General features: G+C 69.7%; 12 protein-coding genes and 1 pseudogene. 7 read left to right on the top strand and 6 right to left on the bottom strand.

All coding sequences use genetic code 11. From position 1 onward, the window contains the following. The 4 genes from HET64_RS31165 to HET64_RS31150 all read left to right on the top strand — a co-directional run. Positions 1-1,756, top strand: a 1,756-nt coding sequence (locus HET64_RS31165; protein ID WP_215110497.1) for an amino acid adenylation domain-containing protein, incomplete at its 5' end; no start/stop codon positions are given. A gap of 65 nt (positions 1,757-1,821) precedes the next feature. Further along, a complete protein-coding gene (locus HET64_RS31160; protein ID WP_215110496.1) occupies positions 1,822-2,046 on the top strand; it encodes an MbtH family protein in 225 nt (74 codons plus the stop codon). Next, positions 2,043-2,852, top strand: coding sequence for a thioesterase II family protein (locus HET64_RS31155; RefSeq protein WP_215110495.1), 810 nt, complete (start codon positions 2,043-2,045; stop codon positions 2,850-2,852). The genes HET64_RS31160 and HET64_RS31155 overlap by 4 nt, the downstream gene beginning before the upstream one ends. Beyond that, the gene (locus tag HET64_RS31150; protein WP_215110494.1) at positions 2,849-3,823 is read left to right on the top strand and encodes an aldo/keto reductase; all 975 of its coding nucleotides are present in this window, start codon (positions 2,849-2,851) and stop codon (positions 3,821-3,823) included. Before HET64_RS31155 ends, HET64_RS31150 begins: the two co-directional genes overlap by 4 nt. Before the next feature lie 48 nt (positions 3,824-3,871). Here HET64_RS31150 and HET64_RS31145 read toward each other — a convergent pair whose 3' ends face one another. Further along, positions 3,872-5,041: an MFS transporter gene (locus tag HET64_RS31145; protein WP_215110498.1), complete on the bottom strand. Its 1,170-nt coding sequence runs from the start codon at positions 5,039-5,041 to the stop codon at positions 3,872-3,874. Between the two features lie 339 nt (positions 5,042-5,380). Between HET64_RS31145 and HET64_RS31140 the strand changes: the two genes are divergently transcribed. Then, a complete protein-coding gene (locus tag HET64_RS31140; protein WP_215110493.1) occupies positions 5,381-6,151 on the top strand; it encodes a transposase in 771 nt (256 codons plus the stop codon). Between the two features lie 121 nt (positions 6,152-6,272). Here HET64_RS31140 and HET64_RS31135 read toward each other — a convergent pair whose 3' ends face one another. The 5 genes from HET64_RS31135 to HET64_RS31115 all read right to left on the bottom strand — a co-directional run bounded on the left by HET64_RS31135 (position 6,273) and on the right by HET64_RS31115 (position 8,753). Beyond that, a complete protein-coding gene (locus HET64_RS31135; RefSeq protein WP_215110492.1) occupies positions 6,273-6,518 on the bottom strand; it encodes a hypothetical protein in 246 nt (81 codons plus the stop codon). An 89-nt stretch (positions 6,519-6,607) separates the two neighbouring features. Then, positions 6,608-6,937 carry a hypothetical protein gene (locus tag HET64_RS31130; RefSeq protein WP_215110491.1) on the bottom strand — a complete coding sequence of 110 codons (330 nt, stop codon included), beginning with the start codon at positions 6,935-6,937 and terminating at the stop codon, positions 6,608-6,610. A gap of 74 nt (positions 6,938-7,011) precedes the next feature. Further along, a complete protein-coding gene (locus HET64_RS31125) occupies positions 7,012-7,881 on the bottom strand; it encodes an IS5 family transposase (protein ID WP_215110490.1) in 870 nt (289 codons plus the stop codon). Between the two features lie 54 nt (positions 7,882-7,935). Next, complete coding sequence (locus HET64_RS31120) at positions 7,936-8,268, bottom strand: hypothetical protein (protein ID WP_251146130.1); 333 nt, start codon at positions 8,266-8,268, stop codon at positions 7,936-7,938. A gap of 332 nt (positions 8,269-8,600) precedes the next feature. Then, entirely contained in the window at positions 8,601-8,753 is a 153-nt protein-coding gene (locus tag HET64_RS31115) for a hypothetical protein (RefSeq protein WP_215110489.1), read from the bottom strand. A 148-nt stretch (positions 8,754-8,901) separates the two neighbouring features. On the opposite strand from HET64_RS31115, the gene HET64_RS31110 reads away from it, so the two are divergent. Together HET64_RS31110 and HET64_RS31105 are read left to right on the top strand one after the other, a co-directional pair. After that, positions 8,902-10,296: a Twin-arginine translocation pathway signal gene (locus tag HET64_RS31110; protein ID WP_251146129.1), complete on the top strand. Its 1,395-nt coding sequence runs from the start codon at positions 8,902-8,904 to the stop codon at positions 10,294-10,296. Next, positions 10,185-10,482 (top strand): annotated as a pseudogene (locus HET64_RS31105) (4a-hydroxytetrahydrobiopterin dehydratase). Before HET64_RS31110 ends, HET64_RS31105 begins: the two are co-directional and overlap by 112 nt. Positions 10,483-10,724: the final 242 nt, after the last annotated feature.

The following is a 10,724-nucleotide window of genomic DNA, read 5'->3' as shown; positions in this document are numbered from 1 at the left end:
CGCCACCACTCTGCCCGCCCTCTTCCAGGACCAGGTCGCCCGCACCCCGGAAGCGACGGCGGTGATCTGCGACGGCAACCGTCTCACCTACGCCCGGCTCGACGCCCGTGCCGACCGGCTCGCCAGGCGGCTGAGCGCCGCCGGAGCGGGACCCGAGCGGCTCGTGGCCCTGGCCCTGCCCCGGTCTGCGGACATGGTGGTGGCCGTACTGGCCGTACTGAAGACCGGCGCCGGCTACCTTCCCCTGGACCCGTGCCACCCCGCAGGGCGCATCGCCCTGGTCCTGGACGACGCGGCCCCCGTCTGCGCAGTCGCCACCGACGAGACCTCGGCATTGCTTCCCGACGGCCTTCCGGTGCTGCGCGTCGACGACGGCCTCACCGACGACCACCTCGCCAACGACAGCCCGCCGCAGGCGCCGCTCCCCGGCAACACCGCGTACGTGATCTACACATCCGGGACGAGCGGCCGTCCCAAGGGCGTAGCGGTCCCGCACTCCGCTGCCGTGAACCTCGCGCTCTGGGCCCGCGGTACCTTCGGGCGACAGGGGCTCTCCCACGTCCTGGCCGCCACCTCACTGACCTTCGACGTCTCCGTCTTCGAGATCCTGTGCCCCCTGCTGTGCGGCGGCAGCGTCGAGATCGTCCACGATGTGCTGGCGGTGGCGGAGCGCCCGGCAGGACGTTGGAGAGGAAGTCTGATCAGCGGCGTGCCCTCAGCCGTGTCCCACCTCGTCGGCCAGCACGACGTGGACCTCAGGGCGGAGACCGTCGTACTGGCGGGCGAAGCACTGCCCGCCCATGTCGTCGCGGAACTGCGGACCGCCGTCCCCGGCGCCCGAATCGCCAACATCTACGGGCCGACGGAGACGACCGTCTACGCCACGGCCTGGCTGGGCAAGGACTGCGGCCACCGCACTCCGCCCATCGGCCGCCCCGTCGACAACACTCGCGTCCATGTGCTGAACGGGCACCTCCAGCCCGTTCCGCCCGGTGTGGCAGGCGACCTGTACATCGCGGGCGCCGGACTGGCACACGGATACCTCGGCCGCCCCGTACTGACCGCGGAGCGCTTCGTCGCCGATCCCTTCGGCGGCCCGGGAGAGCGGATGTACCGCACTGGCGATCTGGTCCGCCGCCACCGGGACGGCTGCCTGGAGTTCGTCGGGCGGACAGACGACCAGGTCAAGATCCGTGGATTCCGTATCGAACCGGATGAAGTGGCGGCGGCCCTGACCGACCACCCCGACGTCGGCCAAGCGGCCGTGACCGTACGAGAGGACCGGCCGGGTGACAAGAGGCTGGTCGCGTACTACGTGCCGAGCCGAGCCGCACGGGACGCGGTGACTTCCCGGCCGGCGCCCCGGCAGGAGGAACTGCGCACGCATCTGGCACGGACCCTGCCCGCGTACATGCTCCCCGCAGCCTTCGTCGAGCTGGACCGGCTGCCCCTGAACGCGAACGGCAAACTCGACCGCCGCGCCCTGCCCGCACCGGAAACCGCCGCGGGACACTCAGCGGGGCGGACTCCGCGCACGCCGGACGAGAAGGCACTGTGCGACCTGTTCGAGCAGGCTCTCGGGGTGCCCCGGGTCAGCATCGACGACAGCTTCTTCGACCTCGGCGGACACTCGCTGCTCGCCACCAAACTGGTCGCTCGCATACGGGCCGACCTCGATGCGAGCATCCGCGTCCGGGCCCTCTTCGAAGCACCCACCGTGGCCGCACTCGCCGCGCGCCTGCACGCAGAGACATAGACGCACAGAGGTCACAGCCACTCAGACGCGCCATTCCCGGATCCGGGAGACAAGGAGGCAGAACCGTGCCGAACCCCTTCGACGACCCGGCGGGATCGTTCCTCGCCCTGGTCAACCACGAGGGCCAGCACTCGCTGTGGCCCGCGTCCGCCGAGGTGCCGGCGGGCTGGCACGCCGTGTTCGGCCCGGGCAGCCGCACGGCCACCCTGGAACACGTGGAGCGCACCTGGACCGACATGCGTCCCGCGTCCCCCCACACCGACGGTCTGCCGGACGGGGAGCGGCAATGACCCGGCACGCGTCGTTCCCGGTCCTGACGCCGCTGACCGACCCGGCGGACGTGGCAGTGGACATCGTGGTCATGCCGTTCGGTGGTGGCGGACCGTCGGTCTTTCTGCCGTGGGCACAGCGGGTACCGGCGACCTGGAGGCTTTCCGCCGTGTGCCTGCCCGGGCGTGGACAGCGCTTCGTGGAGCCCCCGCACAACGACCCGGCAACGGCCGCGCAGGAGGTGGCCGCCGCCGTGCGGTCCCGCCCGGGCGGCGCCGGCCGCCCCCTGGTCTACCTTGGCCACAGTCTGGGTTCTCTGCTCGCCCTGGACGTCGCCGCCCTGGTCGCACCCGACCTGCTGTGCGTGGCGGGCTGCTCCCCTCCGCACCCCAGCACCCCCGTGGACCACGGCCGGCTCGACCCCGCCGAACTGGAGCGCACCACCCGGGCGTTCAGTACGTCCCTGGGCCCGGCCGACCCGGCGCTGCTGGCGGAGATCATCGAGCTCACCACCCCGGTCCTGCAGGCTGACCTGGAGCTGTATGACGGCCATCTGCCGCCCACCGCACCCCTGTCCTGCGACATCGTCTCCTACTACGGGGACCAGGACGACGTGCCCGCACTCGCCTGGAAGCAACACACCACGGGGCGGGCGGCAGTCGTACGGATGCCGGGCGACCACTACTTCGTCCAGCGGGCGCCCGGCCCCTTGGTCGCAGACCTGGAACACCGGCTGAACGCCGTCCAATCCGCCCGACCTGTCCAATCCGTCCAATCCGCCCGGTCCCCGGGCTCCCGTCACGACGTGGAGGCACCCGCATCATGAAGTACGCCAACTTGGGACGCTCGGGGCTGGTCGTCGGACGCCTCGGTCTGGGCACCATGAACTTCGGCCCCCACACCCCGGAGCCCGAGGCGCACGCCATCATGAACCTGGCCCTGGAGAAGGGCGTGAACCTCTTCGACACCGCCAACATCTACGGCGCGCAGATGGGCGAGGGGATCACGGAGCAGATCATCGGCAACTGGCTCACCGAGAATGCCGCCCGTCGCGACCAGATCGTTCTGGCCACCAAGGTTTACGGGATGATGGGCCTCAAACCCAACTCCGGCCGGCTGTCCGCCTTCCACGTCAGGAAGGCGTGCGAGGACTCGCTGCGCCGGCTCCGGACCGACCACATCGACCTGCTGCAGGTCCACCACATCGACCGGACCACACCGTGGGAGGAGACCTGGCAGGCACTGGACCTGCTGGTCGCCCAGGGAAAGGTCACCTACATCGGCACCTCCAACTTCGCCGGATGGCATCTGACCAAGGCACAGGAGCACGCCCGGCAGCGCAACACACCCGGCCCGGTCAGCGAGCAGTCCGTCTACAACCTCCTGGAACGCACCGTCGAGCTGGAAGTGCTGCCCGCCTGCCGCGACTACGGCATCGGCTTGCTCCCGTACAGCCCGCTGCACGGCGGTCTGCTGGGCGGAGCGGTCCGCCGCGGCACTGCCGGCGGCCGCGCGGCGGAGCCCAAATCGGGCAAACAGCTGAAGCGGCACCACGATCGGATCGCGACGTACGAGAAGTGGTGCGCCGACCTCGGTCTGCCGCCCGCCCAAGTGGCCCTGGCCTGGCTGTTGCACCAGCCGGGCGTCACCGCGCCGATCCTGGGCCCACGCGTGGCCGAGCAGCTCGACCAAGGCCTCGCAGCGCTGAAGATCTCCCTGGAGAAGAGCCGGCTCAAGGAGCTCGACGCGCTCTTCCCCGGACCCGGCGGGCCCGCCCCTGAAGCCTACGCCTGGTGAGAGGGCCCGGTCACAGGGCAGGGCCCGACGGGGCGCTGCCCTTCGCTATCAGCGGTGCTCGACGGGGCTGCTGTCCACCGTCCGGCCGGATTCGGCCGGACGGCCCTGCTCCGCGGGCGGCAGCATCCGCTCGGTGAGCAGTACCGCGAACGAGGTGACGGTCAGCAGCCCGCCCACCAGGAACGTGGCCCGCACGTCCCAGGCGGGCAGGATGAGGCCGCCGAGCAGTGCCCCGCCCGCGATCCCGGCGTTGTAGGCGCCGGAGTTGGCGGCCAGGGCGATTTCGGTACGTCCGGGGGCCAAGCGCAGCATCTGGTTCTGCGTGGCCATGAACACCGGGCCGAGTGAGCCGCCCAGCAGCACCAGGCACGCGACGGCTCCGGCCGGGGCGCTGCCGAACGCGTACAGGCCCAGCATGCCGGCCGCCTGGGTGGCCACCGGTAGGGCCAGCGTGCCGCGCGGGTAGCGGTCCAGGAGCGGCCCCGCGATCGTCACACCGACCACGCCCGCGATGCCGGAGACCATCAACAGAGCGCTGACGGAGGTGTCGGAGAAGCCGCTCACGTCACCCAGGAACTTCACGAGGTACGTATAGCCCGCGAACGCGCCCGTGACGGACAGGGCGGTGGTCGCCAGCACGATCTGGAACCGCCGCTTGTCGGGTGCCGAACCGTAGGCCGCGTGCCCCTCCTCCGGGCGGGACGTCGGGAGGAGAACGGCAATCGTGACGAGGGAGACCAGCCCCAGCCCGGCCAGCACGACGAGCGGGACCTGCCACGCGCTCTGCTGGCCCAGCCACGTACCGAGCGGGACACCCAGCACCAGGGCCAGCGAACCGGCCACCGACAGCACCCCGATCACCCGCCCCCGGACAGCCGGTGCGAACAGACCGACCGCCACCGGCCCCATCACCGCCCAGAACAGCGCCTGGGCGAGCGCGGTCACCAACCGGGCGGCCATCAGCAGCCAGTAGCTGGAGCCCAGCGCCGAGACCAGGCTGGACAGGACGAGCGCGGCCAGCAGCACGGTGAGCACATGGCGGCGCGGCATGGACCGGGTGGCGTGCGCGAGAGGCAGGGAGACCAGGGCGACGGTCAGCCCGTAGGCGGTGACCAGATAGCCCACCGCCGAGAGTGACACCTGCACGTCGTCCGAGATGAGCTTGAGCAGCCCGATCGGCAGGTTCTCCGTGGTGTTGAAAGTGAACGCGGCCAGCATCAGGGCCGCGAGCACGGCCAGCCTGTGCCAGCGAGCCGACGACGGTGCCGTTGCCACGCAGCCTCCTCCCGCTTGCCTACGTCGATCACACTCCGATTGAACATAAGCACACCTCATCTCCCTCGTGGCCCACTTGAGGTCACATTGGCCGAGAAGGCCGTGCTGCAGGGTGGGCAAGCGGGTACGAGCTCGCGAAGGGTGGCTCGAATTCCTTCCCCACCGCAAGGATCTAGCGGTGGGGAAGTTTGAAGCCGTATCTCAACCGGCCTTGGAGTGCGTGAATCGAACAGGGGCCCTAAAGGTTGTTGCAGAACGTCAGGGATAGGGCATTCCTCTTGTATGGGTGGGGTGTTGCGGGCTGAGTCGTTGTGGGTGGAGACGTTCACGGGCTTGCGAATGGGCCGGTTCGAGAAGTTGGTGAAGGTGGTACGGGAGCGGGGAGGAAACGGTCCCGGCGGTGGGCGCCCGTGGTGCCTGCCGCTGGCAGACCGGGTCCTCCTGGTGGCCGTCTATTACCGGACCAACCTCACGATGCGCCAGCTTGCCCCGCTCTTCGGGATCTCCCCAGCCACCGTTTGCCGGGTCATTCATCGTCTGCGGCCGCTCCTCGCGATCGAGCCGGCGCCGCGGCCCGTCGCGGATGTCGAACGGTTGTGGATCGTGGACGGAACCCTCGTCCCGGTCCGCGACCGCACGGTCGCCGCGTCCTCCCGTAACTATCGGTTCTCGGCGAACGTGCAGGTCATCATCGACGCGGACAGCCGCCTGGTGATCGCCTCAGCCCGCCCCGTCCCCGGGAACAAGGCCGATGCCCACGCATGGCGAGAATCGGACCTGCCCGCCGTCGCGGCCGGGACAACGGTCATCGCAGACGGCGCCTACCTGGGAACTGGCCTGATCGTCCCGCACCGCAGAAGAGCCGGACGCCCACTCCTGCGCGGCCAGGAGGAGGACAACGCCGAACACCGACGCGTCCGCGCCCGCGTCGAGCACACCTTCGCCCGCATGAAGAACTGGAAAATCCTCCGCGACTGCCGCCAGAAAGGAGACGGACTCCACCACGCCGTCCAAGCCGTCGCCACCATGCACAACCTCGCCATGACCGGCTGAACCAGCAGGTAAAACGCCATCTCGGCCTGCCCACACCCACCCTTCTGCAACACGCTTTAGGGCGTGTTTTAGAACTAACTCCGTGAGGTGGGGCGTCAGTCCGCCAGCCGTATTTGCGCGATCAGCGCGACGTGCTGATGTCTGCGCAGCCGAGGGTGTCGATCCCATTGGTGCTGACGCACTCCGCATACTCAAAGACGTGGTCAAGCCGCCCTCTGCTGCGATCGCCGTTGCCGAGCTGTTCAGTCTCGACGTACGTGACACCGTCTCTGGTGAAGACCCCGGTTACCCGGAAGTCGCGGTCGTGCTGCGGGTAACCGGGGTAGCGGCGGGCCCAGACAGAGCCGATCTTGGGGTGGGCGGTCATGTTGCCCAGTCTGTCACTCTCAGGACAGGGGGTGGTTGGCTGTCTGGCTGGCGACATGCCGACGAGGGCGCGGGTACCGAGCCGCCAGTTTAGAAGTTGCTGGTGTGCCGGGTGGGTCGTCCGGGGAAGTTACGGGCGGCCATCCAGATCGTGAGGTCGCGGGCGATCCGGTCGATGCTGGTCTCGCTGACGACGTGGTGTTCGCGGCGGGTGTTGTCGCGGCGGACGACCTCGTAGCCGCCTTCTTCCAGGACAGCGACCGAGGTGAACCAGACCGGGTCGTCCTGGTCGGGCTGGATGACGACGAAGGTGTTGTCCGAGTCGTTGAGGTCGTCGATCAGCATGAACAGGGCGTCCTCGGATGGGTCGTCAATGTGGTCGCCACTCTCGCTCTCGGCCCGGTAGTACGCAGCCCCCATCGGCCCTGTCTCCCCCTCGACCCGCTGACCTGATCGTGCCCAGAATGACATGCGGGACCGACACGTCCGGCAGGTCACAGCCATTCGTTGATCGCGGCGATGAGGACGGTGGCTTCGAAGCGGACCGCGAGCTTGTCAAACCGGGTGGCCACCGCCCGGTTCCACTTCAGCCGGTTGATGCCGCACTCGACCGCGTGCCGGGCCTTGTAGTCCTCGCGGTCGAAGGCCGGAGGCCGCCCGCCAGCCACCCCTCGGCGTTTGCGGTGGCCGGCCTGATCGGCAGGTTCCGGGATCATGCAGCGAATCCCGCGCCGACGCAGATACGCACGGTTCGCGCGTGACGAATACGCTTTGTCGCCCCGCACCCGCAACGGACGGACCCTTGGCCGTCCCAGCCCGAGACGTGGAACCCGGATGGCTTCCAGCACGGCCGTAAACTGCGGGCTGTCTCCCCGCTGACCGGCTGTGACCAGCAGAGATAGCGGCTTCTGCCCTTGCTCGCAGGCCAGGTGAATCTTCGTGGCCCAGCCGCCGCGGGAGCGGCCCAGGCCGTGATCGTCGGGTTCGGCCGCATCGCCGCCCGGCGGCTCCTTCTGGGTCTGGCCGTCGCGCCGGGCACCGGCCGCGTGCTGATGGGCCCGGCAGATCGTGGAGTCGACGTTCACGTCCCAAGTGATCAAACCGGCGGCGTCCGCCCGGGCCTGCAATCCGGTCAGGACCGCCGACCAGACCCCATCGCGTTGCCAGCGACGGAAGAGCCCGTAGACCGTCTGCCATGCGCCGTATTCCGTCGGCAGATCCCGCCACGGGGCCCCGGTCCGCACCCGCCAGCGGATCCCGTCGATCAACCGCCGTCGGCCAACCGACGGCCTGCCCACCTCCGCGACCGGCAACAACGGTGCCAGCGCCGCCCATTGGTCATCTGAAAGATCCCCTCGCCCCACACCGAGATCATCACGGCACGAGGCGAGACACGGACCCCAGTTCTAAGACACGGCCTAGCCCTTCGGCTTCGGGACGATGATGATCGTGCAGTCCGGGGCGTGCTGGCACTTCGCGGCCACCGACGCCAGCGTCTCGTCCGACGGCGGCCCCCACAGCTCCGCGTCCGCTACGTAACCCAGGTCCGCGATGGCCCGGCGGGTGCGGTCCAGGATCTCCGGGTCGTAGTTCGTCGGGTCGTACCCGGGCAAGTGGTGGACGAAGTCGCCGCCGAGCCCCTCGCACAGCTGCGCGTACATCGCGGTGTGGAGCAGCAGGGCGTGCCGCCCCTCATCGACGATGCGCGACGGGGCCAGGCCGAAACCCGGGTTGCGCGAGCGGGCGGGCACGAACTTGGCCCCTCCTCGACGATCCGGCCGCCATCTCCTGGGACATGTCGGGGTTGGCGTCCACGACGGTGCTGCGGCAACTGGTGAACCGCTCGTCGGGGATGAGCCCGCGGGCGATGACGGGCAACTGGCCTACTACGCTCATGGTGATCTCCTTCTGTCGGTTGGGGATCGCCCGCCCGGCTGCGGTCCTTCCACGGAGTGCGCCGCCGGGCGGGAGTCTGTGGGCGGGTCGGTGCGCCAGAGCAGGGTGATGCCGTGATCGGGGCAGTGGACGCCGGTGTCGTCCTCGACGGGGAGCTCGTGCGCGCCGCCTTCGGCGTAGCACGTCGTCACCGTGCGGGCGCCGTGCACTCGAGGCACTCGCAGGCGGGGAACTGGTGCGAGGCCTCGGGCCGTTCGAGGGGCACGACCTCCGCCTCCTCGCGCACGATCCGGGTGAGCCCGTCGCGGTTCACCTCGTACACCTTCAGCGTCATCGGCACGGCCGGCTCCCTGAATCGGTGGGCCCTCAGCCATTCCGCTGCACGGCCTGCTGTCACACCCTGATGATGTGTGTGCACGCCACGTAGGAAATAGGTCGCCGCATGGCCACGCGCGGCCACGTAGCGGCCACGGCCGGGAGCGCGGACGATGACACTCCACACTGAACGCATGGGCCGCAACGACGCGTTGAGGGCCGCCCGACTCCGCCGGGGTTGGCGGACCATCGAGGCCGCCGCGACGGCGCTCACAAAACACGGGCAGCAGCTCCTGGACGAACACCAGTTCACCGTGTCCGCGAGGACCTGGCGGCGCTGGGAAGGCGAGCGCCCGGGCTGGCCGGCAGAGGAGACCGCGGTCGTCATCCATGACGCCCTCGGCCGCTGGCCCGAGGACCTGGGCTTGCCACCACCGCCGGGCTGGATCCGGCCCGAGCACCACGAAGAGGAGCAGGTGAACCGCCGCGCATTCACCTCCGTCACCGCAGCAGCACTCGTCGCCGGCCCGATCGCACCGCAGCAGGTCGACCCCGCGCTGGTCGGCTACTTCCAGCAGCAGCTGGAAGGGCACTACCGGGCCGACATGTTCCTCGGCCCCCACGACCTGATCGGCACCGTGTCCGCCCAGTACCAGCTCATGGACAAGCTGGTCCGGTCCGCGCGCGGCGAGACCCGGCGCGGCCTGCTACGGGCGGGCGCCGCCTACGCGGCGCTCGTCGGCTGGCTCTACCAGGACGCCGGAGACATAGACGGGGCGAGCTTCTGGCGGGGCGCGACACAGGAGATCGCCATACGGTCCAGGGACCCGCACCTGATCGGGTACTCCCTGGTCAACCAGGCGCAGGTGCGAACCGACTTGGGCGACGGGCACGCGGTTGTCGAGTTGTGCGAAGCGGCCCTGGATGACGCTGACCGGCTGGTGCCGAAGGTGCGGATCATGGCGATGCAGCAGCAGGCGCACGGGGCGAGCCTCACCGGCGAGCGCCGTACCGTCGACCAGCTGCTCGACCAGGCCGACCGGCTGCTCCCCCGGGTGGACGACGACCTGCCGTGGGGCAACGCCTGCCGGAGGACGCCCGGCTACCTGGAGGTGCAGCGGGCCACCTGCTACGGACGCCTCGGGCTCGGTGAGGAAGCGGGGTCGCTGTGGACTCAGGTCCTGGCCGGAGTCCCGGAGACGGCACGCCGCGACCGCGGGGTGTACATGGCGCGGCAGGCGACCGCAGCGGCGGCTGCGCGGGAGCCGGACCAGGCAGTCGAAATCGCCCGAGCGGTGGCGACCATCGCAGTGGAGACCCGCTCCGCCCGCATGCGCCGGGAGCTATCCACCCTCGAACGGGCGATGCACCCGTGGCACGATGCCCCGGTCGGCCGGGACCTCGCTGGGATCCTGGCACCGGTGACCGAGGGGAGCTGGCCGTGGGCAAGGAAGCGTTGTCGGACGAGGAGATCACGGAGCGCCTGGCCGCACTGCCGGGCTGGGTGCGCGCAGGGGACGAGATCACTGGCACGTTCGGGATCCGCTACCACGGCGGCATCGCGATGATCGTGCACGTGGCGGACGTTGAGCGGTTGATCGGTCACCACGCGGACATCGATCTTCGATGGGATCACGTCCGGTTCGGGGATCACCACACACGACGCCGGGCACCGGCTCACCGAAGCCGACTTCTCCCTGGCCGCACGAATCGACAAGATCGCAGCAGCTCACGAAGCGCAGCCCAGGGCATGACGGAAGGCCCCCACTCGCACGTGAGGGCCTTGACGTCTATCCCCGCAGGTGCGGGGATCAGGGTCTTGCGATGCCGTCCGTAGGGACAACCCCGCGCGAGCGGAGGTGAGCCGAACGACACCGAGCACGTCAACCGCTTCTGGAAGCATCGGTAGCTCAGCGAGGTCACATTGCCTCTGTTGGGCAGGGCACCTCTCCGTCGGGGTCACGCGGCCTGGCCCGGCTGGACAGACCCTTGGGCA

The sequence above is a fragment of the Streptomyces sp. McG3 genome (assembly GCF_018619185.1).
In the GTDB taxonomy this organism is placed as follows: domain Bacteria; phylum Actinomycetota; class Actinomycetes; order Streptomycetales; family Streptomycetaceae; genus Streptomyces.
This window is presented reverse-complemented; position numbering and strand designations above follow the sequence as displayed.

Bases quoted from the DNA above. Each gene is read 5' to 3' on its own strand.
- HET64_RS31155 (WP_215110495.1), top strand. From the start codon at position 2,043: ATGACCCGGCACGCGTCGTTCCCGGTCCTGACGCCGCTGACCGACCCG.
- HET64_RS31150 (WP_215110494.1), top strand. From the start codon at position 2,849: ATGAAGTACGCCAACTTGGGACGCTCGGGGCTGGTCGTCGGACGCCTC.
- HET64_RS31145 (WP_215110498.1), bottom strand. From the start codon at position 5,041: ATGCTGGCCGCGTTCACTTTCAACACCACGGAGAACCTGCCGATCGGG.
- HET64_RS31140 (WP_215110493.1), top strand. From the start codon at position 5,381: ATGGGTGGGGTGTTGCGGGCTGAGTCGTTGTGGGTGGAGACGTTCACG.
- HET64_RS31135 (WP_215110492.1), bottom strand. From the start codon at position 6,518: ATGACCGCCCACCCCAAGATCGGCTCTGTCTGGGCCCGCCGCTACCCC.
- HET64_RS31130 (WP_215110491.1), bottom strand. From the start codon at position 6,937: ATGGGGGCTGCGTACTACCGGGCCGAGAGCGAGAGTGGCGACCACATT.
- HET64_RS31110 (WP_251146129.1), top strand. From the start codon at position 8,902: ATGACACTCCACACTGAACGCATGGGCCGCAACGACGCGTTGAGGGCC.